The sequence below is a fragment of the Psychrobacter sp. AOP7-C1-14 genome (assembly GCF_052376135.1).
Classification (GTDB): domain Bacteria; phylum Pseudomonadota; class Gammaproteobacteria; order Pseudomonadales; family Moraxellaceae; genus Psychrobacter.
In genome coordinates this window covers 21,033-46,889 of record NZ_JBQSVH010000004.1, presented here as the reverse complement: position 1 = coordinate 46,889, position 25,857 = coordinate 21,033, and the positions used below count along the sequence as shown (strand labels likewise).

The following is a 25,857-nucleotide window of genomic DNA, read 5'->3' as shown; positions in this document are numbered from 1 at the left end:
GGCTACCTGCCTTATAAATTATGGTTAAAAGGTAGTTATTTGATGATAAAAGGCAAAAAATTCCGAAAAATTCACTTTTAATTGAGCAAGTGTATATCAATATTATTAGTGAGGAATTATAATACCTTTCTTAAAACAAGGATATTTTTGACTAACTTCATTAGCTCATCAATAAAAACCACTCACCAGTACAGAGAAAGCGATATGCGTACAGATTCATTTCAGCAGATATTGGAAGACTTAAACAGTTCATCAGCAGATGTAGAAGCATCTGCCCTAATCTCTAACGATGGTCTTATGATTGCTTCAGCTCTACCAACCGGCGTGGATGAAGATCGCGTGGGTGCTATGTCAGCCGCATTATTGTCATTGGGCGACCGTGCAGGCCGCGAGTTGGCACGCGGTAGTATCGATCGCATTATGATTCAAGGCGAGAAAGGCTATGTCATTATGACCTCATCAGGCGATGAAGCCGTACTTACCATCATGGCAAAACCCAATGCCAAACTTGGCTTGATATTTCTAGATATTAAGCGCGCCTCAGAAGCGTTGGCAAAGCTCATTTGATTAGCGGTTAACGAGTGAATTTAGGCTTTTTGATAAGTACTATATCTATTCGCTTGTTAATCCTTATGAATATTAATCATTATAAATATAACGACCAACGAAGGAGATGACCATGGGTTCTCCAATCCCTGATGCACACAAGCCCGATATGCCTGCTGAGCAAATCACGATGACCTATCATGATGGCACCTCACGAACTGTCTATGATACTGGTATAGAACGCCCCTACCCAGATGGTAAACTGATTGTCTCGCGCACTGATTTAGACGGCATACTGACACATGCCAATGATGCTTTTGTTGAGATTAGTGGCTACACGATTGATGAGTTAATTGGTCAACAGCATTATATTTTGCGTCATCCTGATATGCCAAAGGCTGCCTATAAAGACTTATGGAGTACTGCCGAATCTGGACAAAAATGGCATGGCTATGTCAAGAACCTATGCAAAGACGGCAGTCATTATTGGGTCTATGCCACTGTAGTACCTAACGTGCGTCACGGCAAAACCGTTGGCTACACATCAGTACGCCGCAAACCATCACGCAGTAAGATTGAAGCAGCGATGACTCAATATGCTCAAATGAAACAAGATGAGGAAGGCTAAGTCATGACGACACACAATATGTTAATCGCCCCTGATTTTTCGCCTGACCGCTTTGCAGGCTGGCATATGCTCAATACCTTGATCCAAAAACGTGCCAATCTGAACATGCATCTTAATATCCCTGCCTCTCATGCTGAGCAAGAGCAGGTCATTGGTGCTGGTGACATTCAAATCATTTACGCCAACCCTTTTGATGCAGCCACTCTCATCCGAGAGCAAGGCTATCGAGCCATTGCCCGTCCTATCGGCAAATCTGATGAGATGGTCATTGCAGCAGCGGCCAACAGTGCTATTGACCGTCTAGAAAACGTTCAAACAGGGGCTACTGTCGCGATGGCTGACAACCGAGATGTCAAACTGATTGGTCTGCGTTTGCTAGAGGCCGTCGATATAGAAGCGTCTGATCTTAGCTGGGATGTGACCGAGACCTATCAAGCAGCTGCTCGCAAAGTCATCAAAGGTGAGGCTCAAGTCGCGTTTTTCTTAGCAGAGATTTTTCATAGCTTTTCACGCCTGACCAAAACTCAGCTATCAGTACTGATCGAAAGTGACTTGGCTGATATCAGTCACGTGCTCCTTATTAAAGAAGACTTTCCTGATGCGAAAATATTCTCAGAGGCCATCCTCAATTTGCATAACGATGATGATGGTAAAGAAGCATTGGCTGAGCTTGGTATGCCTCAGGGGTTTGAGCCGATGAGCGAAGAAGATGCCGAATTTATGATTGATTTGATGCAGACATTATTGGACTAATCGCTTAATTGTTATATTGATATCAAGCGCTATTTCTCTGAACTAAATCATCGCTTGTTATACGACGCCATTATCACTACAGCAAGCACCGTCGTAATAGTAGCGATGACAGGAGGGTATTATTATGTCTGACTCAGACCTTATCAAAGAAAATGAAAGAGTCGCGCACCGAGTATTTCGGTTTTATTCACGTAAAGTGTTTTTGGCTCCCAATAACCGTCATTTTCATGAGCAGCGCATCAACGCCGCGTTACTATTGACGGAAAAAGAACCTCTACAAGGCGCGGTGGCAGACTTTTTCTATGGATGTTGGTTTGATATTCCATATGATGTAAATAACCTATTTACTCGTATTAAAGACCGTCTGTATCCTCATGTCCAGCAAGGCTTTCGCGATTGTATTGATAAAAAAAGATACATTCAGCGCAATAGTATGTTGGCCACTCGTTGGAGTGTGCTGATATCCCCTTCTCTCAATGAGCAGAAACAACGGCTACGTATCAGTAGCGACGATGCCCGAGAAATTGCTAAAGATATTACTACCGAGCTGATGCAAGCGCGTGATGACGAAGACTGGGGCACGATTGAACAAATCGAAAATGAATTTTTTGCCCATTGTACTTCGCGTAATGATCGTCTCGCATTTTCGCTAGTATGGTTCCGCTTGGGTAAAAGTGATTGGCAGTTCGATGCGCGTTGGGATGACTGCCAACAACACCTTGACCAAACCACCAAACCTTCTGCTGAACTATAAATTACCATTTGTTTATAACGTTCATCGCACTTTTATTACTTTTTGATCACTACGGTAGCCGCTATGTCCTCTTACTTAAACGCTGAAAAAACCTATCTTACTCTGACGCCAGCTGGTATTTTTGAGGCATTTTCACAGAACGAGCCGACTGATGAGCAGCTGGCATTACAGAATCTGTTGTCTTATGATCAGACACTGCTCGCTGCTGACTGGCTTCAGCGTTATTCTGAACAATGGCTACAGAGCTTTATAGAACAAGGCTGGATTGAAAAACTGTCGCTGTTTTTACCAGCACCCAACTTGCCATTAGACCAGTTTTTACCTTACGTTGTGGCAAGCTTGTCTGGTAAACGTCGAGCCGCGATTGGCTCTGACGAAGGATTCTGTTTGGCGCGAGTCGGCTACAGACAAGAAGAAGCAGACATGCTTAGTGTCGCTGCTGCTGATTTTTCAGGATTTATGCTTCGCCAAAAACAACGTGGTTGGGCAGTAGAAAGCCAAGCAATCTCGTTTTTTCAACAGGTTGATTTACTCATTCCTGAGACCAGCTTTGTGTTTTTATGGATAGATAATGCAGGCTACGTCCTCATCATCGATGGCGAACCCTTGACCAACAGTCGCGCCTTTGTAGAGCTGGTATGGGCACTCAAAACGTCTGGGCTCAAGTTTCTAAATTAACGAAGGGCGTTCTCACATCGTGAAATTGGTCAAGACAAATAAAGTTCTGAGCAGTTTGTCGTAGGCTCCCTATATACCTTGTTATTACTAACTATAGTTGAATTCAAATAATTTCGATACAAGAAAACCGAGTGCAAGTTATACATGAGTATACTTAGCGAGGGTGACGATGTAGCGGATTTATATGGATTTGACTATACCTTGCCATTGCTGACGAGTAATCTTATATAGCACATGCTCAGCAAGCGGATGAGTGGATTTGAGTGCAGGATGGTAGAAGTTATCTTGCGTATCAGTCATACCAATACGCTGCATAATCAGTTGCGAGCGCTTATTAACGGCTGCTGTAAATGAAACCACTTCTTCAAGCCCTAGCTCAGTAAAAGCAAAATCCAAAGACGCACGGGCGGCTTCGGTAGCATACCCTTGACCCCAATAGTCACTGTGCAATCGCCAAGCAATTTCAACTGCAGGGGCAAACGACATCTCTGCATGTGTCTCATTCAAGCCTACAAATCCGATAAAGTTTCCATTATTTTTTGGATGGTCTTTTAGGCTAATTGCCCAAAGTCCCCAGCCTTTATCTTGAATTAGCTGCTGGCACTTATTGGCGATTATATCGCTTACTTTTGGGGTCAGTAGCTTAGGAAAGTATTTCATTACTTCAGGGTTAGCATTCATCTCAGCGAATGGCGCAAAGTCGCTCGCTTGCCACTGCCTAAGATACAGACGTTCGGTTTCTATCATATTTATGATGTTATTCTCTCGCATTTCGTTGTTCAAAATGAATACTGTTCAAAATAAATTAAACCAATCAGGCTAGCTATCAAGCCAACCCTGTTTTCTAGCAAATGATAGCTGTTCAGGCGTATCAATATCATAGCTAAGTTGGTCATTGTCGACCTCACCTATTTGATCAGCGGACAACTCTCTAATGAGGTGACGAAGCCCTTTATCACCTATCAGTTCTGACTGCCACTGTCTAAGCAGTTTATAGTTAATCGCTAAGGGCAGACCTATGATATCAGATACCGTGTCATCTCGATTTTGATGTTTTTCTAAACCTTGCCAACTGTGATAGCGACTGGCCACTACCGTGTGCTTGCCCGCTAGCAAAGCGGTTAGATGTGGCTTATCTAATAATACTTGATCGACTCCCATGATGAGCACTCGATCGATTGAAGTCGACTCAAAAGCAGCAACTGTTTCAATACCCAAACTCAAACTATGCGCCATACCAGTATCAGCTCGTGTGTTCATCACTATTTGAACCGTTGGGTGTTGACTGGTTAACTCTGTAGTCGCACTAACGATCAAACGATGACTATCAGGAATGACAACGACAATAGCTTGTGGGTTGGTAGCTATTGCCAGTCGGGTCATAGAAGTAATCAACGGCGCGCCATTCTTAACAAGTAACTGCTTAGGTTGGCCGAGACGCTGACTGAGGCCACTTGCCAAGATAATGACCGCATGATTTTGGCTCTGTCGTTCAATACTTTCTGTATGTTCAATAGTTTTTGTAAACGTACTTCTGCTCATACGACACTCTGGACAATATCAGTATCTGTACCGCTATTCACCGCTGAAATGTTTGGAAAATTGTTATGCGAGCCACTCACTGGAGCGTTTTGATTGTACATGACGGCGTTTATCTGTGCCATGATGCCAAGCGCAAGTGCCTCAGGGCTATCTCCACCCAGCTTATACCCAATCGGATAATGTAATTTATGGATGCCAGCATCCAAAATAGTAGGATCGCTAAGGTTTATGCTGATTTCATTAATCAAGCGTTTAGTACGATAGCGTGGCCCCAACTGTCCTAAGTACTTATAATTGTCTGGATGCTTGAGCAGTATCGCTAGGCGAGTGCGATCTTGACTCAAGCTGTGTGACATCAGCGCGACTGCTGCATTGTTACTCAGTTTAAGCAAAGTCTCACTGTCCCCTAAAGGTAACGACATCACAGTATCCGCTTGAGGAAAACGCTTACGAGTTGCATATTGTGCGCGACTGTCTATAACTGTCACATGCCAATCTTGCAATTTAGCCATGGTCACCAGTGGCATCACATCGTTTCCTGCGCCGCAAATTAATAAACGTACTTGTGGTTGCAGACATTGCACAAGCCATTCTGTTGTTAACTCACCGCTTTCCACTGTTATGTATTTGGCATTTTTATCAGATAGATTGTATTGTGCTAATTCCTCTGCGGTATCGTAGAGTGTACTTGAAGGATTTATTTCCTCTTGTTCTGAAATATCTCCTACACTACGGTATTCATCTAAATTAATCCGCATACCGATTTGCACATCATCACTGCTTCGCGATACAACATCTTGATGCGGATAGCCGTTAGCACGAATTAAGGTCGCCACAGTGATCGGCTGCTGAGTACGTCGAGCGTTATGGATTAACTCTAACAATGGCTCAGCCGTTGCTAGTCGCTCAAATAATACATGCACTCGCCCATTACAACCCAATCCAAAATTTAGCTCATCGAAGTCTGCATCATTTAAATCATCATCTAAATCATTGTCTAAACCGTCATCTAAATTGCTATCTATCTCATCACGTATATCAAACTTAGTTTCGTTAGCGCCTGCTTGCGCTTGACCATTGTCAGCATATTCAATGTCATCACCCGTCTGATAAACCTGCACATTAGCACCGTTACGAGTAAGCCAAAAGGCACGTTTGATAATATGCGGCTCCAAGCAACCACCACTAATCATCCCAACTGAGCGACCATCCTCACAGATGAGCATCATCGCACCAGCACGGCGATACGCTGAACCCTCGGTACGTACGACCCTTGCCAATACAGCATCAATACCTTGCTGCTGAGCTTTGCTTGCCAGCCTAAGAATGTCAGCGACCTGATTCATAACACCTCTTATTTGGTAATTACTTTCTTGATAATGACAGTACTGCTGATTAAGTTATAAAAACCCGCTCATTAAGCGGGTTCTTGTCGTACATATGGCTCAAAAAATTACTCTGGCATTTCGTAAAGCAGCTTATCAAGCGTAATCGGAAAATCATAAACACGTACGCCAACGGCATTGTATATAGCATTAGCAATCGCAGCAGCTGCACCAGCGATGGCAGTCTCACCAATACCTTTGATATGCATTGGGTTGGTATAAGGATCATCCTCTTCGACCAATATCACATCTAACTGCGGTACATCTGCATTGACTGGTACGTGGTACTCGGCAAGGTCATGGTTACACAGACGACCGTCACGTTTGTCGTGGATGACCTCTTCCATCAGCGCTGAACCAATACCAAACACCATGCCGCCATAGCATTGTGAGGTTGCAGTTTTGTGATTAAGAATACGACCTGCTGCAAATGCACCCGTCATACGTTTTACTCGGATTTCACCCGTGACTTTATGCACGGCTACTTCAGCGAAATTGGCACCAAAAGATGATTGACGATACTTTTTACCATTTTTACCTGGCTTTATCTGTCCTTTAGCACTAACTTTTTGCTCCTCATAACCTGCGACTACCTCGGTAAGCGCATATGACTCTTTATTCTCAAAATTATACTTTTCTGTTTCTGACAGCGTTTTTTCTTCTAATACATTCTCTGAAGTTGTATCGTGCTTGCCTACTTGCTTAATTTGACCATTGTCTAGCTGAATTGTGTCAGGATATAGGCCGACTTTTTCTGCTAGCATTTCACGTAGCTGCTCACAAGCTAGATATACGCCGCTACCTGCGCTCGCCGCACCCCAACTACCACCTGAGCCTGATGCAGGTGGTAAGGCACTATCACCTAATTTCATCTCGATATGGTCAATGGGTAGTCCTAGTAAATCTGCAGCTACCTGAGAAAACACGGTATAGGACCCTGTACCGATATCCGTCATATCTGTCTCAATGACCGCTTTAACACCAAACGCTTTTGAATTGTCAATTTGGAGCGTTGCGCGTGCTTCAGAAGACTGTAACTGATTACCACGTGCGGCCGCAGCCATGCCTGTGCCTATCCACCAGTCGCCTTCTAACTGACTGGCAGGCTTTGCGTTTCGCTGACTCCAACCGAACTGCTCAGCACCTTGCTCCATACAAGCAATCAGCTGGCGCGTCGAAAATGGAATGTCTTTACTAGGGTCTTTTTCGGGTTCATTACGGCGACGCAGCTCTATAGGATCAATATCTAACTGCACGGCCAACTCGTCCATCGCACATTCAACGGCAATCATGCCGACCGCTTCACCAGGTGCCCGCATTGAGCCTGATAACACTTGGTTCATGTCGACCATTTCATAATTTACACGGCGGTTTTTACCGCGATATAAGTAATGAGTAGATAAGGCAGTTGGCTCAAAGAACGCTTCGTCTGGCAAATTGCTAGCAATGGTATCGTGTATCAACGTATCGATAACACCATCCTTGTCACAGCCAATCACAATGCGCTGCCGAGTGTTCGAGCGTCTGACCGTTGCTTCCATCACTTGTGAACGGGTCATGGTGATCGATACTGGACGACCAAGCTCTTTTGAAGCAATGGCAGCGGCAATAGATTCAGGGGCAATACCGAGCTTGCTACCAAACCCACCACCAACATAGTGCGCGATCAGCTGAACTTGGTCTTTGTTTAAGTCTAGCGCATCCATCACTTGCTGCTTACAAGACGCAAGCATTTGATTGGCTGTATAAAGAATAAGCTTATCGCCTTCCCAGTGGGCTAATGTTGCGTGCGGCTCCATCGCCGAGCTGTTTTGACTTGGCGTATGATAAAAACGATCTAGTGTCACCTCAGCATCAATCAATCCTTGCTCTGGATCGCCTTGGACATAATTTTTATCAGGGCCTTTTTTTTCATCGACTGCATGGGCGTTGGATAACTCTTTAGTAAAATTCAATGCTGCCTGGTCAGTCTCATCTGCATAGGTGACTTTAAGCGCATTAGCCCCTTCTGTGGCCGCCTCAAAGGTTTCAGCGATGACGACCGCAATGGGTTGACCATGATAAAAAATCTCAGTCGCTCCCTGCTTCGGGGCTTTTTTTAGCCCGCCTTGCTGAGAATTACGCAAAAAGTGCTTAGGATCTGTCACGACCTTGATAATATTAGGAATGCCGTCTAAAGAACTGCTATCAATATTCTTGACTTGTCCTTTAGCAATAGTCGCACCAACCAAGACACCATAAGCTTTATTGTCTAAATGGATTTCGGCACTGTAAGGCGCTTGACCACTAACCTTTAGCGAACCGTCAACACGGTTGATAGGCTTACCAACCAATTTGCTCGCTGTTGTACTAAACAAAGACTCAACAGGCTCATCCATGGTCATTTTTTTGGTCGGCTCTGACTGAGTGATTGATTCAAATAATGACATGATTATGCTCCCTCGCTCGCTAGTGCGCGCTGAATGACTTGTTTTAGTAGGCGACGCGTCAACGGTATCTTGAAGTCATTCTGACCATTACCTTTAGCATCCTTCAATAACAAATCAGCGGCTTGCGCGATAACGTCATTATTGCCATCGGTATCCGTCAACAGTGCCTCAACTTCTTCGTTACGCCATGGCTTAGTACCGATACCACCAAATGCCAATCGTACCGTTTTCAGATTGCCGCTATCATCAGTGTCTATCACTGCGCCACAGGATACCAGTGCAAAGGCATAAGAGGCGCGATCTCGTACTTTGTCATAGGTGTGCATGCCTTTGATAGGTGCAGGTAACACAACGTGAGTAATTAACTCGCCTGCCTCCAGTACGTTTTCGATATGCGGCGTATCTTTTGGTAAGCAATAGAAGTTTTTAACATCGATAGTACGAGTCGAGCCGTCAGCTTTGACTGTCTCGATAGTGGCATCCAACAAGCGCATTGCCACTGCCATGTCAGATGGATGCTGAGCAATACAGGCATCGCTCGTACCTAAAATAGCCAGCGTACGGTTCTCGCCATTGATAGCAGGACAACCTGTGCCCGGTTCACGCTTATTGCAGGCGCTATCTGTCTGATAAAAGTAGTAACAACGGGTGCGCTGTAAAAAATTACCGCCAGTCGTTGCTTTGTTACGCAACTGACCAGTCGCTCCTGCCAAAATCGCTCGGGACAATACTGGGTAATTTGCAATGACCTCAGGATGCGCTGCCAAATCACTATTGGTCACGAGCGTACCTATGCGTAAACCACCATCAGCAGTGGTTTCGACTTGCTCTAATTCCAAACGAGTAATATCGACCAATTTAATTGGCGTCTCGACCTCCAGTTTCATCAAGTCTAATAAGTTGGTACCACCTGCGATAAAAGAAGCCTCTTTATCACTGGCAGATATCGCGGCTTGCTCTGGTACATCAGCACGGTTGTATTCAAAGCGTTTCATGAGCGACCTCCTGTCGTAGCAGTCGCTGTCTTACTATTTGTCTTATTGTTATCTGCTGAGGCCTTTCCAAGTTGCGCCTCACTCGGTGGCGGTGACCAAATACCTGTGACACTTGAGGTTTGCACAGCGTTGTCAGCTGTTTGAGTTGTAGATTCTGATACCTCACCTTCAAGCACTTGTGAAATAGCTTTAATGATATTCGGATAAGCTGAGCAGCGACAAATATTACCGCTCATGCGCTCAGCGATTTCTTGTACAAGGTGACCATCAGGATTTTGCAAATCTGTGCTGACATGGCTTGGCCAGTTTTGCTTTATTTCTTCTATCAATGCAGTCGCTGAGCAAATTTGACCGGGTGTGCAATACCCACACTGAAAGGCGTCATTGTCCTTAAACGCTTGTTGTAACACCGATAGTGAGTCTGGCATTCCGATGCCTTCAATCGTGGTGATGTTATCGCCATCGTGCATAACAGCGAGCGTCAGACAGGAATTGACCCGTCGTCCATTGATAAGCATCGTACAAGCCCCGCATTGACCGTGGTCACAGCCTTTTTTGGGTCCAGTGATTTGCAGGTGCTGACGACAGACGTCGAGCAATGTCGTACGGGCATCAAGACTTTCAAGCTGATAATCTTGCTTATTGATTGTTAAAGTCAAAGTAGACATGCTGGCTTCTCGCTGGCAGGTGAACATAATAAAATGCTGAAATACGCTTCAAAAAGAGAGCGTCAATAAATTTATTATGGCTTATGAAAAAAATTGTTTTGTTTTTACTTTGTAGGGATTCCAGTGTAGTTTTTAATCTGCGAGACTCTAGAAATGTTAGCACTACTAATAGGTGATATATTGTTTATTGTCAATTTTTTACGTGATATCGGAGAAAATTCCGATAAAAAAAGCCCCATGAACGGCAAGTTCATGGAGCTTTCAAATAACTTTTTTCTATATAGAATTTGCTTACTGTATCTCTCAAATGCAACCTTTACGTAGCTAGAAACTGGCTACGCTTTTATGATAGTTGTTTTTTCATCCAAACATGATCTTGGTAGCTCAGCATTAAAATTATTTTTACTACAGCAACCAAGCGAAACGACCGCCACAGCGGTGTGACCTTTAATACGCAAATAAAATGCTTTTGTGCTGTAACCCCATTTTATCGCCTCAGTAATATTTTTTACCTGTGACTTCATTATTGATATTAAGTTTTTATTCCCTCTCAGCAAACTCTTCTTTGGTTATCATTTCAACGAAGCCACTCTGAATAAAAGCCTATTTTAGGATTATGCATGCTTGATTAAGTATACGTAGATTTTATTATTACCGAGTCATCGTATCGCAAGAACGCCTATTTACTCGTTAATAATAGTTACAATTACGCTATCGAATTGGTGACGCAGACGGCGCAGACTACATTGTAATCACTTAGTCATGCTCTTAGTATGAACTAACTTGCTACCCAATAATTAAGTATATCTACTTGATTCCAACTAATACGCCACTATCTATACACCCCAAATAAAACATACATAATAATACCTGTGAGGAAATATGAGCACATCAGAAAAACCGCTCCGAATAGACATCGTCTCAGACGTCGTTTGCCCTTGGTGCGTCATCGGCTATCGTCAATTAGCAGCAGCACTTGAGCAAACTAACACAGCTCACACCATCCACTGGCACCCATTTGAGCTAAACCCCAACATGCCAAGCGAAGGTCAAAACCTACGCGAACATATTATTGAAAAATACGGCTCTACTAAGCAAGAGTCAGATGCTAGCCGAGTCAGAATGACTGAAGCTGGTTCCGAAGTTGGTTTTGAATTCAATTTCAACGATGACACACGTATGCACAATACCTTTGATTTGCATCAGCTACTACATTTCGCTGACCAACAAGGCCGCATGCATGAGTTAAAACAAGCGTTATTTGCCGCACATTTTACCAATAACAGAGACATCTCTGATATCAATGTGCTTGCCGATATTGCCGCAGAGACTGGACTTGATCGTAGTGAATCATTGGCAGTATTAGAAGGTCAGTTCTTTGCAAATGAAGTTCGAGCAGAAGAGCAGCATTGGCAACAGCAAGGCATTCAAAGTGTGCCAGCGATTATCTTTAATGAACGTCATTTGGTCAGCGGCGCCCAAGGGGTCGAGAACTACATCAGTATATTAGAGCAATTGGCGAACATGACTGAATAAATCACCTAACGTTATAAAAATGCCATTCTATAAAAGGATCCTATATGTCTTCTGAACGCTTTCCCTCGATTATTGTGTTTGACGTCAATGAAACATTGCTCGACATCGACACGCTAACGCCTTTATTCACGCGCGTCTTTGGTGAGCAAATAGTACTAAGAGAGTGGTTCGCTCAGCTAGTACTGTACTCACAAACCATGACGTTGTCTGGTCTCTATACGTCTTTTGGTGAACTTGGCGTTGGGGCGTTGCAAATGGTTGCTGATATTAGACAAGTGACTTTGACAGACGACGATATCAATGAGTTCAAAGAAAGAATGAGTGCTATGCCTGCACATCCTGATGCTGCGCCTGCACTGACTCGTTTGCGCGATGCAGGGTTTCGACTGGTCACACTGACCAACTCAGCGAGCAGCACCTCTCCAACGCCACTAGAAAAAGCAGGTCTCAGTCAGTTCTTTGAGCAACACTTCAGCATTGAGCCTGTTGGCAAGTTCAAGCCCGCACCTGAAACATATCAGATGGTCGCTGAGACATTAGATGTTGACACGTCAGAGATGTGTCTTGTTGCTTGTCACCTTTGGGATACTGTAGGTGCGCAAGCGGCTGGTTGTCGCGGTGCGTTTTTGACCCGACCTTATAATGCGATGCTGAACGCGCCCAATGTACCAGTTCCAGATTTGACCGCATCAGATTTATCGGTACTAGTCGATCAACTTATTAGCAAAAGAACTGCTTAATACATCCAACTAATAGGCAGTGTTTAGGCATAACATACAAAAAAGCTGCTTCGATATTGAAGCAGCTTTTTTCGTTTTAAAAGTATAATGTGAAGGCGATGACTACCATATAATAGCGTTAATATGTTCGTCAAAAACCATACATCATAAGAAACTATGCATCGTAAAAACCACGATTAAAAATTGACGACTGTACGAATACTTTCACCTTTGTGCATCAAGTCAAACGCTTCGTTTACGTCTTCTATTGGCATCGTATGTGTGATGAAATCTTGTAATGGAATCTCGCCCGCTAGGTAGCGCTCGACATAACCTGGTAGTTCTGTACGACCTTTTACACCGCCAAATGCTGAGCCTTTCCAGACTCGACCAGTCACTAACTGGAACGGACGAGTAGAAATTTCTTGTCCAGCACCAGCCACACCGATGATGACCGATTCGCCCCAACCTTTATGGCAGCACTCTAGCGCTGAACGCATGACATCAACGTTACCGATACATTCAAATGAATAATCAACACCGCCATCAGTCAACTCAACGATCACTTCATGAATTGGCTTGTCATAGTTTTTAGGGTTGATAAAGTCAGTTGCGCCTAGCTTTTCGGCCAACTCAAACTTGCTTTCGTTAATATCAATTACGATGATACGGCTGGCTTTTGCCATAGCAGCGCCAATCACGGCTGACAGCCCGATACCGCCCATACCAAAGATAGCAACCGTTGCGCCCTCTTCGACTTTTGCAGTATTCATGACTGCACCCATGCCGGTAGTCACACCACAACCAAGTAAACAAACTTCTTCTAACGGTGCTTCTTTATTGACTTTAGCCAAAGAAATCTCTGGCAAAACCGTGTACTCAGAGAAAGTTGAGCAACCCATATAATGATAGATAGGCTCACCATCTTTATAAAAACGTGTGGTGCCATCTGGCATCAAGCCTTTACCCTGAGTCTCGCGTACTGCCGAGCAAAGATTGGTTTTGCCTGAGCGGCACATTTTACAGACGCCGCATTCTGCTGTGTATAACGGAATGACATGATCGCCGACCTGAACGCTGGTCACACCCTCGCCAACTTGCTCAACGATACCGCCGCCTTCATGGCCTAAGATCGAAGGAAACACACCTTCTGGATCTTCACCAGATAAGGTAAAGGCATCTGTGTGGCAGACACCGCTAGCGACGATTTTTACCAATACTTCGCCTTTGCGCGGTAGCATGACGTCTACTTCTTCGATAGATAGTGGCTGGTTTGGACCCCACGCGATGGCTGCTTTTGATTTAATAAATTTATCGGACATAAAAATCTCTCTTTTTAATTGATTGTTATTTATGGGTAATGACACAACAGTTTTGCTATAAGTACAAGCAGTTCTAATAAATTACTAATGCATTTTAGCGTTCACTATATCTACAGTTAAAATAAATAAATATAGACTGAGCTTATCTTGCCTGCCCTCTATAGGCAAGCATCGATAATAGTAAAACACCACTTTTTTTACATCGATACTAACTATTATATTTGTTTCTGAGCTGATAACAATATGCTATATTTGCAAATATCTTTTACATACTGGTAATAATCATGCGCTGGGAAGGGATTAGTGAGTTTGTCTACGTAGCAGAATATGAGAGCTTTACGCGTGGTGCAAAAGAGCTTGGCATCTCGACTGCACAAGTCAGCCGCCAAATCAGCGCATTAGAGAAACGTTTAAATATAAAGCTACTATATCGAACCACGCGCAGGGTCTCACTGACCGAAGAAGGCCGTGTCTTCTATCAGCACTGCCGCAGTGTGCTCGATGGGTTAGATGCGGCTGAGCAAGCCGTTAGCAACTTACAATCAAAGCCCCAAGGTAGGATCAAACTAACGGCGCCTGTGACTTACGGTGAGCAGCAGTTATTACCACTCATCAATGATTTTATGATGCAGTATCACGATATTGAAGTGACTGCCTTTTTGAGTAATCAGAAAGTCGACTTGATTGAAGGGGGTTATGATTTGGCCATTCGTATTGGCAAACTGCATGACTCGACGATGATGGCAAAGAAACTTAGCCTGCGCACTAATTTTGTCTGCGCTGCGCCTTCTTATCTACAAAAACACGGTATACCGCACCATCTAAGTGATTTGAGTCAACATAATTGCCTATTAGGTACTCGTGACTACTGGCACTTTATAGATACGGCTAAAGTAAAAGAGAACCGTGATACTCATGGTAAGGCGGATAACCAACAAACGAGTGTAGAAAGACACCTACGTGTCTCTGGTACTGTGCAATACAATAGCGGCTATAGTCTGATTGATGCTGCGCTAAAAGGTCTAGGTATTGTACAGCTGCCTGATTATTATGTGCAAAAGTACTTAGCGTCTGGTGAATTGGTTAGTTTGCTTGATGATTATAGAGAGCCTGAAGAAAGCATTTGGGCTGTTTATCCGCACAACCGTCATTTATCACCGAAGATTAGGTTATTAGTTGATTATCTGGCAGAACATTTGGTTTAACGTTCTGTTAAGAGCTGTTGCAATCACAAACCTGATTACGCACAATGAATATTCAATGTTGCTCATTATCGTTAGGGCTGACCATACTACAAATAACTTAAAGGTATCATTATGATTAAAATCGTCTCTATCGCTGCGCTAGCAGTGGCCGTTTCTTCTTGTGCCAGTATCGATACGTTGTTGGATAAAACCAATAGCACTGGTGCGATGACAAATACAACAACCTCTATCAATGCTGGAAAAGGTTTGGTCACTTTACAGAGCAATCATTCCGTCCAAGATACCGCAGACAAACTGGTTTCAGTTATCGAAAGCAAAGGTATGAAGGTATTCGCGCGAGTCGATCATCAAAAGAATGCACAAGGTGTCGACTTATCATTGAGACCAACTCAAGTCGTTATGTTTGGTAATCCTAAAGCAGGTACGCCGTTAATGAACTGTGAGCAAACCGTTGCCATTGACTTGCCGCAAAAAATTCTAATTAGCGAAGATGCCGATAAGAAAGTATGGCTATCATATAACAACCCTGACTACCTCCAGACACGCCACAATATTGAAGGTTGCGATACCGAAATTGCAAATATTTCAAAAGCACTTAATGCTATCAGTACTGCAGCTACGGCAAAATAATTCGATCAAACGTTTGAATAAATAGGTGAAATGGAAAATTAAAACTCTATTTGTTTACTTGATTTGCTTACTTGAAAGGCACTCCTATCAAGAATGACTAGATTGCTCTATCTGGTCATTCAATTCTACCTTTAATTTCTTTGCACACTCGATAATCTTTTTTCTATTGGCAGGAATGGCGCCTTGCGCAATAGCGATTTCACGCATTTGAAGCGTAATATCGTAGTGAGGATAGCTGGCATTACGATGAAATAGACGCGCATCTACATCAATAAACGCCGCAAAATCATGCAGCTCTTGCAAACTATCCGCCAGCATATGACACCACTTATGGCCTTTAAATTTTATCTGCACAAAATCTACATATATCGCCATATAACCGCCTCTCTTACTTACTCACTGGTTCGCTGATCTAACTTGTCGTCAATTCAAAATACCTTAGCAACTTAATGGCACTATTATCAAAAATCTTTATAACAATGCGCGCACATCTTTTTTAAGTTGTTTGAGTCGTTCTTGATATTCATTGTGACTGGTATCAAATGTACTCAGTTGTTTATAGCGTAACTGACGGTAGTTTTGTCTAATTTCAATAAGCTTTGTCTGAACAACAATTGGATCGCCACTATCTGTGAGCTGACTCGTAGCAGAGTAAGCACCGTTATTCTGGCGGCTATCAATGACCAGTGCCAAACGTTCCAACCAAGCCAGCTGCCCTTCATTATCCTTACGGGCTAATAACTTGTCATGTTTGGCAACACGTTTTGAGAGCTGAGCAAGAGGTAGGTCTGCTGGATGCCAGCGTTTGCGGCGGCGATACCAAATGACAAATACTAAGATAGCCATAACGGAAACCGCACTGGTAGCGAGCCAAATGATTTGCTGCATGATTGAGCTGATATTGAACCATTTGAGTAGCGAGTCGGCCTGTTTATCTTGGTCATAGCCGACCACATCTTTTTGCCAGTAGTAGCTCGCTTGGTCTGATAGTCGACGTAGCGTTTGTAGCATTTGATACTGCTGATAGTCGATTTGTGCACTGGCACCACTGCCGAACATAGCAGCCCCTTGCTGATCGGTCATCGTATTCATGCCTTGCTCTACTCGCTCAGGTGCCACAAAGGCTGTCGGATCTACACGTACCCAGCCTTGGCCCTCTAGCCAAGCTTCAGTCCACGCATGTGCATCCATCTGACGCACTTCCCATACGTTACCATTACGACTCGGCTCACCGCCTTGATAGCCCGCTACTACTCGTGCAGGAATACCAGCGGCGCGTAGCATAAAGGTAAAGCTTGACGAGTAATGCTCACAAAACCCTGCTTTGGTTTCAAATAAAAACTCGTCAATACGATTGGTATTAAGCCGTGGTGGCGACAACGTATAGCGAAACTCTGTTCGATTGATCCATTCCTCGATAGCAGCTATATAGCGAACAGGATCTGAGCCTGATTGCTCAAATAACTGCTTAGCAAGCGCGCGTGCTTGAGGATTACCTTCGTTAGGCAAAGCAAGGTTTTCACGTCTTGATGCCTCGGTCAGAACCGGATCAATACGCATCTGGGTAAACTGCAATACATCATAGCGAAGCTGCTGTGTAACAGGCTGCTCCTTCGATAAGGTAAATTCAGAGGTAGTATTGATATCTGGCTGCTGAGAAAACGGATAATCAAGACCGAATAGCCAGTTCTGCTGCGTGGGTTCTAAGATAATTTTGTAATTAACAGGTGCCGCCCTTGCATCATCAGGTACAGTCGCGAAGGCATTCTGAACCCATGCAGGGGCTTGCAATCTCGACGACCATTGATCCTTTTGAGGGGCTGGACGCCATGTGACACCATCGAAATCACTAAATACCAGGCCGCGCCAATACAATTGCTGTTGCGGCGGGCGATCATCAGCAAACTCTACTCGAAAGGCCAGCTCAGTTGACTGTCCTAAATTGGCAAAATCACCGGGAGACATACTATCAGACACACCTGTAGTGGCTTGCTGACCTGAGAGTTGTACCGACCACAGCGGTGGCAGTCTCGGAAAAAACAAAAATAGCACCACTAATAATGGCAATGCACCAACCCCTAATACGCCCAATGTTCGCAGACGCCCATCACCGCTAGCATTGCTATCGTCATTAAGCGTAATAAATGCGAGCAATATAATGACTGCCCCAACGATCACTTCTAAGGTAGTCAGTAAACCTTGATCCATCAAAAATAATGCCGCAAGTACGAACAACGATAGATTCAGCACTACATAGGCATCGCGGCGCTTATACAGCTCCCACAATTTACTAACTAGGCATAACACTAAAAACGCCACACCCATATCAAGCCCAAATGCCGTATTGTAGGTCAACCACAGACCTAATAACCCCAGCAAAAACCCCAGCATTTGCATACTTTGATAGATACGTTTTAGGTGCGACAGTTTTTTGAATTTAGCTTTGATATGGGGTAACTGAGCAGCGATACTGACAGCGGCAAATCCTATCAGCCATAATGGTAAATGTGCGGAATGCGGCAATACGACAACTACTTGAGCAATTAATACCCAGTAATAAGCTGGTAGTGCCAATATTTTACGATACCATTTAGTGTCATTTGGCTCAGGTTGAAGCGAGATTTTTTGACCTAAGGCCAACTGCTCAAAGCTGGCCGCTTGTGTAGCATCGGCCTCAGAATACTCTGTGGACAGTGCGTCAGCAGCAGTAGAAGATAAGCGTTTAGAATTGGTCATGGTGCTTTCGCAAGCCTTAGCAAGCATGCTTGCGCAAAAGATTCTCCGTTACCCATCTCCGCAATAGCAGGATTATCACTAGGTAAACGCATTTTAAACGGCACGCCTAGCTGACCTAAAGTCAATGCCCCATAAGCCAATTGTGCAAGTTTTTGTTCATGATGTGCGGCTGGCATATCTACATAATCAAGCATTTGCTCGTGACCGACAGGATCAGCGAAGTGTTTAGTTAGCATACCTTGTCCCCGTGCCACGTGCCCCCAAGAGACTCGTGCCAGCGACTCACCCTCGATATAGTTATCTAACCGCTCAAAGTCGTCTTGACCCTGTCTATACTGCCCGCCTGTGGGTAAATCCTCTAAGCTTGCGACTGCATGTCTCTCTTGCCAGTCAAAGGCTTCAGGCTTTGGATATATCCAAGCCGTACGCGCAAAGTAGACATAAGACCATGCACGCATGATACCTAGAGGATAAACTGTTGTTATTTTTAGCCGTGGCAGTTCAAGCTCACCACGAGTATCGGTCTGGACAGGTAGCCGAATGATTTGCTCTCCTTGCAACCGCGTGATAAGCACTGAGTTTTGTGCGTTTATGCCATTTTTGGTTTTCGTATTGGCTAACTGCTCAAATTCAAACAACAACTGGCGTCTTGGTTGGCGGCTATCACTATTTAGTTGTAGTGTTACCCAAACAGGCAAACCTTCTTCTGTCATAGTGACTTCTAGCAAACGTACCTTTAAGCCCGATATATGGGCAAAAGTAACATGAAAACTAATTAGCCAAACACTGACTAGATAAAAGCATAAACCCAGCACCAAATTATTGCCATAATTGATACCTGCAACAAAGGTAATCACTAACAATACGGCGAATAACATTCCTTCACGACTAAAGAAAATATAAACGTTACGTAAATTAAGCGTAGCACTATCACTTTTAGGGGCGCGCGAGGCAAACCAACGGCTCAGTGCTAATTTTATTGGTGCGGTTAATGCCTTTGGCAACAAGCTCATGACTACCCTATTATTACCATCTGATTGACAATGTTGTCGGTGTTTGTATTTATATCTGACTGACAGACTCAGGAATAGAACGATATAGTTGATTCAGGACAATTTAAATATAAGAAAAGCGGGTAAAAATACCGTGGATAGTGCACTAAGTGGCGTTAATATTTTTTAAATTATATAGCTTTGACTATGTAAGAGACCATGATCAATTGATGTATTTGATCAATACAGGTAAACAATATATCAACTACTAAGCGACGACTGACACTTCTGCTAGGATACGTTGGGCAATAGTTTTGGTCGCTTGTCCACCAGTCACATGCGCAGGTACAAAGCGCTGGCCGAGACGATGATCGGTGACCGCAGCAAATACCGCTTGGATATCTTCAGGTGTCACTTCCATATATCCCGATACATAGGCATGCGCTTGGGCGGCGCGTTGCAGCGATAACACGCCGCGAGGTGATAAGCCATGATACTCTTGGCTTGCACGAGTTTTTGCAACCAACCTTTGCAAATAATCTAATACTGTATCTGCCACATAAACCTGCTTGACGGCTTGCTGAGCCAATAGTACAGCCTCAGTATCGAGCACTGTATCCAAACCTTTAAGTAGCTCGCGACGATCTTTACCTTTTAACAGCTCACGCTCTGCGGTAGGTGACGGGTAACCCAATGATAAGCATAATAAAAATCTATCTAGCTGCGACTCTGGCAGCGGATAGACACCTGCTTGCTGCAATGGGTTTTGAGTGGCAATGACAAAGAAAGGCTGCGGCAAAGGATATGTCTGACCATCTTGCGTGACTTGTCGCTCCTCCATCGCTTCAAGTAGCGCGCTTTGTGTTTTGGGACTGGAGCGGTTGATTTCATCAGCTAGTAATAATTGAGTAAATATGGGGCCCGGACGAAACTCGAATTGCTGTTTATTTTGGTCGTAGATGCTCATACCTAAAATATCAGCTGGTAACATATCACTGGTAAACTGTACTCGACTGAAACTCAAACCTAATAACTGTGCTAAACCCTGCGCCAGAGTCGTCTTACCCATACCAGGTAAGTCCTGCAATAACAAATGGCCGCCTGCTAAGATACAACTGAGTGCCAACCTAACGGCTTGCGGTTTATCCAATACAATTTGATTTAGTTGCGCTATTAGCTGTGCAATTTTCTGCTGATTGTATTTAATATCAGCTACATCAAGCTTAGTTTGGCTAAGTATTTTGGCTGTTGATGTATGTGACGGTATATCGTGAGCTGCATAGGTCATAGTAGGTTATTAACTCATTTTTTAGGTCGCAATGCTGATAATTTAGATATCAATTCACATCATCTATAACGGCAGGTGCAGCAGCCCGTAGTGTGGATAAATAAGCAATGATATCAGCACGCTCTTTAGCATCCGGTATCGGGTCAGACAACATTTTGGAGTCTGGCATGGCTTTTTGCGCATCTGCAATATATGGATCGAGTGTCTCTGCATCCCAGACCCAACCTGATGCTTCCAACCCTTTACTATAGGTATAATCTTTTAATTCAGCAGCCGGCGCACCATATATATTCATTAGTTGTGGGCCTTTTTTATTCAAACCCGCATTGCGTTGATGACATTGACCGCAAGCATCTTTATAGATTATCGATCCATTGTCAGCATCCCCTTCAGTATATAGAGGCAGGGTCACGGGATTACGGTGGTCAGGTGGTGTTTTCTCACAAGCTGCGAGCAATAGAACAGCAGCCAAAAGGCTGCTCATTTGATATTTACTGATAAGTGACATTGTTAGCAATCTTTGGTTGAAGAATATCATCGTCATAGTATAAACGATATGACGCACTGTTCTTTTAACTCGCTACCTTTATTGTACTACTGGGCTCTTCTAAGTAGTACCCTTGTAAATAGCGTGCACCCACACTCCAAGCGACTGACATCGTTGCTGCATCTTCAATATAAGGCATGAGCACGTCAACTTTGATCTCGTTAGTACGTATGATAAGAGACTTAACCGTTTCTAGATTTTCTGCTGAACCAATATCTTGAACATAGCTACGCGCTAAGCGTACCATATTAGGTTGGACAAAATTAGCAATTTCAATAGATTTGACGGAAGATCCAAAATTATTAATACCAATTTGACAGCTGACATCATTGAGTGCAGAAAATTGAGATTTCGCGATGGTCAAGTGATCAGAGATATCTATTTCATTGAACTGTAGCGTTAATACACCAGCTGCGCCGCCTACTGCTTTTATCAGCTGACTTGCCACTAGCGGCAATTTTTTATCGACCAATGAAGCACTGGTTAACTGTACTAATAATTTGGCTTCAGGATATGATTTACGGACATCATTGACTTTTTTACAGGCATTGATAAGTACCCATCGATCTATCTTTTCTAGTAACTGATGCTTCTTAGCCACTGCCATGAACTGATCAGGGGTTAGTACCGTATTGTCAGCATCGGACAATGGTAGTCGTAGATATACTTCAAAAAAGTCGCTACGATCGTTGTTGATATCGTATATTGATTGAAATGATAGCTCAAAGCGATTATTAGTAATGGCGTCAACCAACGATTCAGCAAGGGCATGATCATCACTATTGGCATGTTCGCTTGGATCATATATGTGGTAAGAGCCACCGCTATTAGAAGTCTCTACCATGATTTGACTCATAGCGTCCATAGCACGTTCTAATATGATAGTGGGCTCTGCGGTGTTCCTTTCAATTCTGACAACGGCAGTACTAACCGTTGTATTTGTGGTGCGTTTATCAACTTCAATAAACATATTCTTGATAGTTGAGCCGATACGCGCAGCAATCTCTTCAAGCTCGCTTGTTGTCTTATTTTTCACTAATATTGTAAATGCGGTATCACTAAAACGGCTAACATGACCATCAGATACTAGCTCATCTAACATATAGGCAACTTGTTTAACTGTAGCGTCTATTCCTTGTAGACCTAAGCTACTTCTTATTTTACCTACATTATCAAGCTGCACATATAGCAGCGCCGCCGTCGCCAATCCTTGTACTGCCTGCTGATGTATTATTATCATCTGCTCTTCAAAGCCGCGACGATTATCGAGACCTGTCAAATTGTCTTTGCGCTCAGCTGCAGCTAAGCGCTTAGCAACCTCTACACTATTACTATTATTTTGTTGAATAATAATTTGAGTGACGGGCTCACCTTCTAGTGTTGCCGATGCCAATTGTAACTTCGCTTCAAACGTGCTGCCGTCTGTCCGCATACTTTCAAAGTTGAACTCAACGTCTTGACGACTGCCTTTATCGAATTGACGTAAGAACTGTTTAAACCCTTTGACACTATCCACACCTGAAATCAGGTCAATAATAGGGACGCCTATCACTTCGTTCATCGATTTAAAACCGAATAGCTGAAGGTAAGGATCATTGGCAAAGATATGAATACCCTCATCTATATAAGCGACCGCGCTCTTAGAGTTCTTAATCAACACGTTAGCACGTTGCTCTGCTTCAGAAAGCACTTGGCGTAAGGTTTTTAGCTCACGGCGACTGCGCAAACTACTATGCTGTAAGCAAATGGCCATCACGACTGGTATTTCTTGGTCCACTTTAAGCGCTTTGACCATTGTGCCACTAATAATAGTAGGTAGTTTTTCCTCATTATAACCAGTCGATGCTACCTCGTTGCTCATCAAACAGATCATCGGTAAATCAATATTTTGTTCTTGTACAATGCTTACCACATCTGTAAAGCTCATATCATAAGCCTTACCAAATACTAAGACGTCCCACGATTGACGCAAGAGTTTCAACAGCTCTTCTTTATCGTCTAAAAAACCCAAATTCACATTGTCATAATAAGGACTCAATAATTGCACAAGACGTTCAGCGTAAAGCTGATCATCATTAATCACCAATAAATTCAAAAGAGATTGAGAGCGCATAGGGAGCCTTTTAGTCGTATTTTTATCTTGGTACCTTACACCTTTCATTCAAACTAGCCTAACATGAAAAAAGCACTAGAATGAATCTCAGAAAGTCTTATCGTATTGACTGAGTTTTGGCTTAGGTTATTTTTTATTGCTAGGGCTAGCATAGAAGTCAGAGTAACAATATTCGTCATTATAGACAATAATTCAGTCCGCTGCAGATTAACTTATGCTCGTTACTCTTCATCATATTTTCGTTAAGGACCTGCATAGCTTCGCTGCTACCAACCTGTCCATCTACGTTTTGGAAACAAAGATGAGACCTATAGTTGTGCTATCTCATATTGGCTAAACTCATCAGTCATTATCAGCCTACGTCCTAACCGCAAGGAAGTTTGTTTGTTGCCGATACGCATAACGACTCTATCGTCTACTTGAAAGTAAGAAGGTGGAACGATTAGCGTACCCGTTGTTTTCAGTTTTTCGTCTTTTCCAAGGATAAATGCTGGTACAAAATGGCGACTTCGCTTCTGACTGCCTTCTAAACGTAATCCACACGCTACGATTTTATGCCCGAGCACCTGCCATTCTACCTCTGGATTTTTATTATCAACATTAAGCCAGCGCACCACTCCTATCGACCAATTAGGTTGTTGTGTCCGGTCAGATCGAGAGACCAAAATCAGACCCATTATATGTAAGGGCTGCGGTGCTGTTGTAGAAACGTCAGGGTTAATTTCCTCTACGCTGTCCTCTTCTTTATTTAGAATATTTTTGTCGGCGACACTCTTCTTGAGCCCGCTATCTTTTGGTAACAAGTACAATGTGCGATATGCTAGAAAGCTATCTTTGTCATCAAATACCTTAATATTTATTGCGCTACTGCGACCACGATCATTATCAAATGTTTCGTATAAAGGCCTGTCTTCTTCTCGTAGGTATTTAACGTCGATTAAATTAGCAAAGGTTTTCGAATGACTTACGTAGTAATGTATATTGTTAAAGTTAGTGATTAACTTTTCCGGCTTTTCGCTACTATATTGGGTTGGCAGTGTAAGTGGCTGCTGCAAGTAGCGGTAGCTTATTGTCATTGAAATAGTATTGAGCAAACTATACTCTATTGTGTTGCCTTCCTTAAACAAAACTTTTTTCCGTGAGTCAAAATGCCGAACCATCGGCGTTAATTCTATAAATAGACAATCATGACGATCTTCATATGGATTGATATAAGAGTTGACAGTTAAATAGCTTGGTGGATGACTACTATGAAGATCAACAAAGACCTTTGTATCGGTGGTGGGCTCCATTGTCGCAACCACATGTCTAGCCCATTCAGGCAATAAACGCTGTACGAGTAAGATGTTCGGGCGTCTCATAGCACGCAAATTTAACAAATCATGCAAACAGATTTGGCAATATAGCTGATGAATACTATTCGTTTGATGGGTGACGGTATGTAAGCTCAATTCAATATCAGCCACCTTTCTCTCATAGGCCAGATAATATAATTGATTGACTCTAGACCACAGGTAATCGGATGGCTTTCGATAGCACAGTGTCTCTTCTGCTAATAGTTTTTGGTATCTTAATAATGATTGATAAATCGCAATAGCAAGCGTGCTATCAAGTTTAGTCTCAGCGCCAAAAAAACGTTGCCATCTTTTCCCAGAAGAGTGATTTGAAGGGTCTTCTGACAACTGAGTCTCAAAACGTATGACCTTGTCGTAGACCATGATAATCAAATAATGTAGTGATTGTATTTGTGCAACACATAACATTTGAGTCTGATCAAGGGCGCCTGTCTCATATATATAATGCTGCCTCAAAGTCGCTATCAATCGATCTGAGGCATCAACGACTGCTGTCATTAGTTCTAGGCGTTGTTGATTATCTATATTTGCTTCATGTAATACTCTCAGCACGCTTTCTAAATGTTCTATTTGCTGCTCTTGGGTTTGCGTCGGTAGCGTTGTCAACGTTTTTAGCAAGTAGCGCTCTTGACCATTTACTGAACGATTAGATAACGGAGATAATGGTTCTGTAGAATTTAAAACTTCTCGGAACATTGATAAAGTGATCATCAGTATCTTTACTCACTATTGGTCGTTTTGAGGCACTCAGTAATATGCAGCAGTACAAATGCATGTATGCTATAGAAATATTTGTTGAGCTCGACTATAGAAGAGTAATGATATTTATCGATTGTGAGTCTGAATCTAGCAATACAGTACTATCCAAAGATATCTAAATACTATTATTAGAATTCCATTTCTAACGCCGCATACTCTTTTATTGATTTGCGTGCCAACGGTTATATTCCGTTCCAATCATATATCTATTTGTACTCATAAAAAAGCATAAATTCTAGATTTTAGTTTTTTAAAATATTACTTACGCTTTTTTAAA

Annotated in this window: 23 protein-coding genes; 9 read left to right on the top strand and 14 right to left on the bottom strand. The window is 43.1% G+C overall.

The features are described from left to right. Nucleotides 1–204 precede the first annotated feature (204 nt). The 5 genes from ACT3QN_RS04790 to ACT3QN_RS04770 all read left to right on the top strand — a co-directional run bounded on the left by ACT3QN_RS04790 (nucleotide 205) and on the right by ACT3QN_RS04770 (nucleotide 3,359). Nucleotides 205–567, top strand: coding sequence for a roadblock/LC7 domain-containing protein (locus ACT3QN_RS04790; protein ID WP_010201036.1), 363 nt, complete (start codon nucleotides 205–207; stop codon nucleotides 565–567). Nucleotides 568–679: 112 nt separating this feature from the next. Next, nucleotides 680–1,174 carry a PAS domain-containing protein gene (locus ACT3QN_RS04785; RefSeq protein WP_444521450.1) on the top strand — a complete coding sequence of 165 codons (495 nt, stop codon included), beginning with the start codon at nucleotides 680–682 and terminating at the stop codon, nucleotides 1,172–1,174. A gap of 3 nt (nucleotides 1,175–1,177) precedes the next feature. Then, a complete protein-coding gene (locus ACT3QN_RS04780; RefSeq protein ID WP_444522426.1) occupies nucleotides 1,178–1,927 on the top strand; it encodes a PhnD/SsuA/transferrin family substrate-binding protein in 750 nt (249 codons plus the stop codon). 124 nt (nucleotides 1,928–2,051) lie between these two features. Next, on the top strand, nucleotides 2,052–2,681 hold the full coding sequence (locus ACT3QN_RS04775; RefSeq protein ID WP_444521448.1) for a hypothetical protein: 630 nt from the start codon (nucleotides 2,052–2,054) through the stop codon (nucleotides 2,679–2,681). A 63-nt stretch (nucleotides 2,682–2,744) separates the two neighbouring features. Beyond that, the gene (locus ACT3QN_RS04770) at nucleotides 2,745–3,359 is read left to right on the top strand and encodes a hypothetical protein (protein WP_444522425.1); all 615 of its coding nucleotides are present in this window, start codon (nucleotides 2,745–2,747) and stop codon (nucleotides 3,357–3,359) included. 180 nt (nucleotides 3,360–3,539) lie between these two features. Here ACT3QN_RS04770 and ACT3QN_RS04765 read toward each other — a convergent pair whose 3' ends face one another. From ACT3QN_RS04765 to ACT3QN_RS04740, 6 genes are all read right to left on the bottom strand, one after another. Continuing rightward, a complete protein-coding gene (locus ACT3QN_RS04765; protein WP_444522424.1) occupies nucleotides 3,540–4,106 on the bottom strand; it encodes a GNAT family N-acetyltransferase in 567 nt (188 codons plus the stop codon). A 72-nt stretch (nucleotides 4,107–4,178) separates the two neighbouring features. After that, the gene (locus ACT3QN_RS04760) at nucleotides 4,179–4,901 is read right to left on the bottom strand and encodes a nucleotidyltransferase family protein (protein ID WP_444529081.1); all 723 of its coding nucleotides are present in this window, start codon (nucleotides 4,899–4,901) and stop codon (nucleotides 4,179–4,181) included. Beyond that, nucleotides 4,898–6,247 (bottom strand): XdhC family protein, encoded by a 1,350-nt coding sequence (locus ACT3QN_RS04755; protein ID WP_444522422.1) that lies wholly within the window; start codon nucleotides 6,245–6,247, stop codon nucleotides 4,898–4,900. Before ACT3QN_RS04755 ends, ACT3QN_RS04760 begins: the two co-directional genes overlap by 4 nt. A gap of 107 nt (nucleotides 6,248–6,354) precedes the next feature. Beyond that, nucleotides 6,355–8,715, bottom strand: coding sequence for a molybdopterin cofactor-binding domain-containing protein (locus ACT3QN_RS04750; RefSeq protein WP_444522421.1), 2,361 nt, complete (start codon nucleotides 8,713–8,715; stop codon nucleotides 6,355–6,357). Nucleotides 8,716–8,717: 2 nt separating this feature from the next. After that, a complete protein-coding gene (locus ACT3QN_RS04745) occupies nucleotides 8,718–9,710 on the bottom strand; it encodes an FAD binding domain-containing protein (RefSeq protein WP_444522420.1) in 993 nt (330 codons plus the stop codon). Beyond that, nucleotides 9,707–10,378 carry a 2Fe-2S iron-sulfur cluster-binding protein gene (locus tag ACT3QN_RS04740; protein WP_444522419.1) on the bottom strand — a complete coding sequence of 224 codons (672 nt, stop codon included), beginning with the start codon at nucleotides 10,376–10,378 and terminating at the stop codon, nucleotides 9,707–9,709. Before ACT3QN_RS04740 ends, ACT3QN_RS04745 begins: the two co-directional genes overlap by 4 nt. 882 nt (nucleotides 10,379–11,260) lie before the next feature. Here ACT3QN_RS04740 and ACT3QN_RS04735 point away from each other — a divergent pair. Both ACT3QN_RS04735 and ACT3QN_RS04730 read left to right on the top strand, forming a co-directional pair. Continuing rightward, nucleotides 11,261–11,914, top strand: a complete 654-nt coding sequence (locus ACT3QN_RS04735) for a DsbA family oxidoreductase (RefSeq protein WP_444522418.1) — start codon at nucleotides 11,261–11,263, stop codon at nucleotides 11,912–11,914. A gap of 44 nt (nucleotides 11,915–11,958) precedes the next feature. After that, nucleotides 11,959–12,654: a haloacid dehalogenase type II gene (locus ACT3QN_RS04730; RefSeq protein ID WP_444522417.1), complete on the top strand. Its 696-nt coding sequence runs from the start codon at nucleotides 11,959–11,961 to the stop codon at nucleotides 12,652–12,654. A 176-nt stretch (nucleotides 12,655–12,830) separates the two neighbouring features. Here ACT3QN_RS04730 and ACT3QN_RS04725 read toward each other — a convergent pair whose 3' ends face one another. Then, nucleotides 12,831–13,955, bottom strand: coding sequence for an S-(hydroxymethyl)glutathione dehydrogenase/class III alcohol dehydrogenase (locus tag ACT3QN_RS04725; protein ID WP_444522416.1), 1,125 nt, complete (start codon nucleotides 13,953–13,955; stop codon nucleotides 12,831–12,833). 284 nt (nucleotides 13,956–14,239) lie between these two features. Here ACT3QN_RS04725 and ACT3QN_RS04720 point away from each other — a divergent pair, with 284 nt between their 5' ends. After that, nucleotides 14,240–15,160, top strand: coding sequence for a LysR family transcriptional regulator (locus ACT3QN_RS04720; RefSeq protein WP_444522415.1), 921 nt, complete (start codon nucleotides 14,240–14,242; stop codon nucleotides 15,158–15,160). A gap of 111 nt (nucleotides 15,161–15,271) precedes the next feature. Further along, nucleotides 15,272–15,790 carry a DUF302 domain-containing protein gene (locus ACT3QN_RS04715; protein ID WP_444522414.1) on the top strand — a complete coding sequence of 173 codons (519 nt, stop codon included), beginning with the start codon at nucleotides 15,272–15,274 and terminating at the stop codon, nucleotides 15,788–15,790. 87 nt (nucleotides 15,791–15,877) lie between these two features. On the opposite strand, the gene ACT3QN_RS04710 is transcribed toward ACT3QN_RS04715, so the two are convergent. The 7 genes from ACT3QN_RS04710 to ACT3QN_RS04680 form a co-directional block, all read right to left on the bottom strand. Next, nucleotides 15,878–16,165: a DUF4031 domain-containing protein gene (locus tag ACT3QN_RS04710; RefSeq protein ID WP_444522413.1), complete on the bottom strand. Its 288-nt coding sequence runs from the start codon at nucleotides 16,163–16,165 to the stop codon at nucleotides 15,878–15,880. A gap of 96 nt (nucleotides 16,166–16,261) precedes the next feature. Further along, the gene (locus ACT3QN_RS04705; protein ID WP_444522412.1) at nucleotides 16,262–18,526 is read right to left on the bottom strand and encodes a transglutaminase family protein; all 2,265 of its coding nucleotides are present in this window, start codon (nucleotides 18,524–18,526) and stop codon (nucleotides 16,262–16,264) included. Further along, entirely contained in the window at nucleotides 18,523–19,539 is a 1,017-nt protein-coding gene (locus ACT3QN_RS04700) for a hypothetical protein (protein ID WP_444522411.1), read from the bottom strand. Before ACT3QN_RS04700 ends, ACT3QN_RS04705 begins: the two co-directional genes overlap by 4 nt. A gap of 247 nt (nucleotides 19,540–19,786) precedes the next feature. Then, nucleotides 19,787–20,806: an AAA family ATPase gene (locus tag ACT3QN_RS04695; RefSeq protein ID WP_444520111.1), complete on the bottom strand. Its 1,020-nt coding sequence runs from the start codon at nucleotides 20,804–20,806 to the stop codon at nucleotides 19,787–19,789. A 49-nt stretch (nucleotides 20,807–20,855) separates the two neighbouring features. Then, entirely contained in the window at nucleotides 20,856–21,314 is a 459-nt protein-coding gene (locus tag ACT3QN_RS04690) for a c-type cytochrome (RefSeq protein ID WP_444520112.1), read from the bottom strand. Nucleotides 21,315–21,378: 64 nt separating this feature from the next. Continuing rightward, on the bottom strand, nucleotides 21,379–23,466 hold the full coding sequence (locus ACT3QN_RS04685) for an EAL domain-containing protein (RefSeq protein ID WP_444529080.1): 2,088 nt from the start codon (nucleotides 23,464–23,466) through the stop codon (nucleotides 21,379–21,381). A gap of 308 nt (nucleotides 23,467–23,774) precedes the next feature. Further along, entirely contained in the window at nucleotides 23,775–25,532 is a 1,758-nt protein-coding gene (locus ACT3QN_RS04680) for a hypothetical protein (RefSeq protein WP_444522409.1), read from the bottom strand. Nucleotides 25,533–25,857: the final 325 nt, after the last annotated feature.

Coding starts and splice junctions, on each gene's coding strand:
- ACT3QN_RS04790 (WP_010201036.1), top strand. CDS start 205: ATGCGTACAGATTCATTTCAGCAGATATTGGAAGACTTAAACAGTTCA.
- ACT3QN_RS04785 (WP_444521450.1), top strand. CDS start 680: ATGGGTTCTCCAATCCCTGATGCACACAAGCCCGATATGCCTGCTGAG.
- ACT3QN_RS04780 (WP_444522426.1), top strand. CDS start 1,178: ATGACGACACACAATATGTTAATCGCCCCTGATTTTTCGCCTGACCGC.
- ACT3QN_RS04775 (WP_444521448.1), top strand. CDS start 2,052: ATGTCTGACTCAGACCTTATCAAAGAAAATGAAAGAGTCGCGCACCGA.
- ACT3QN_RS04770 (WP_444522425.1), top strand. CDS start 2,745: ATGTCCTCTTACTTAAACGCTGAAAAAACCTATCTTACTCTGACGCCA.
- ACT3QN_RS04765 (WP_444522424.1), bottom strand. CDS start 4,106: ATGATAGAAACCGAACGTCTGTATCTTAGGCAGTGGCAAGCGAGCGAC.
- ACT3QN_RS04760 (WP_444529081.1), bottom strand. CDS start 4,901: ATGAGCAGAAGTACGTTTACAAAAACTATTGAACATACAGAAAGTATT.
- ACT3QN_RS04755 (WP_444522422.1), bottom strand. CDS start 6,247: ATGAATCAGGTCGCTGACATTCTTAGGCTGGCAAGCAAAGCTCAGCAG.
- ACT3QN_RS04750 (WP_444522421.1), bottom strand. CDS start 8,715: ATGTCATTATTTGAATCAATCACTCAGTCAGAGCCGACCAAAAAAATG.
- ACT3QN_RS04745 (WP_444522420.1), bottom strand. CDS start 9,710: ATGAAACGCTTTGAATACAACCGTGCTGATGTACCAGAGCAAGCCGCG.
- ACT3QN_RS04740 (WP_444522419.1), bottom strand. CDS start 10,378: ATGTCTACTTTGACTTTAACAATCAATAAGCAAGATTATCAGCTTGAA.
- ACT3QN_RS04735 (WP_444522418.1), top strand. CDS start 11,261: ATGAGCACATCAGAAAAACCGCTCCGAATAGACATCGTCTCAGACGTC.
- ACT3QN_RS04730 (WP_444522417.1), top strand. CDS start 11,959: ATGTCTTCTGAACGCTTTCCCTCGATTATTGTGTTTGACGTCAATGAA.
- ACT3QN_RS04725 (WP_444522416.1), bottom strand. CDS start 13,955: ATGTCCGATAAATTTATTAAATCAAAAGCAGCCATCGCGTGGGGTCCA.
- ACT3QN_RS04720 (WP_444522415.1), top strand. CDS start 14,240: ATGCGCTGGGAAGGGATTAGTGAGTTTGTCTACGTAGCAGAATATGAG.
- ACT3QN_RS04715 (WP_444522414.1), top strand. CDS start 15,272: ATGATTAAAATCGTCTCTATCGCTGCGCTAGCAGTGGCCGTTTCTTCT.
- ACT3QN_RS04710 (WP_444522413.1), bottom strand. CDS start 16,165: ATGGCGATATATGTAGATTTTGTGCAGATAAAATTTAAAGGCCATAAG.
- ACT3QN_RS04705 (WP_444522412.1), bottom strand. CDS start 18,526: ATGACCAATTCTAAACGCTTATCTTCTACTGCTGCTGACGCACTGTCC.
- ACT3QN_RS04700 (WP_444522411.1), bottom strand. CDS start 19,539: ATGAGCTTGTTGCCAAAGGCATTAACCGCACCAATAAAATTAGCACTG.
- ACT3QN_RS04695 (WP_444520111.1), bottom strand. CDS start 20,806: ATGACCTATGCAGCTCACGATATACCGTCACATACATCAACAGCCAAA.
- ACT3QN_RS04690 (WP_444520112.1), bottom strand. CDS start 21,314: ATGTCACTTATCAGTAAATATCAAATGAGCAGCCTTTTGGCTGCTGTT.
- ACT3QN_RS04685 (WP_444529080.1), bottom strand. CDS start 23,466: ATGCGCTCTCAATCTCTTTTGAATTTATTGGTGATTAATGATGATCAG.
- ACT3QN_RS04680 (WP_444522409.1), bottom strand. CDS start 25,532: ATGATCACTTTATCAATGTTCCGAGAAGTTTTAAATTCTACAGAACCA.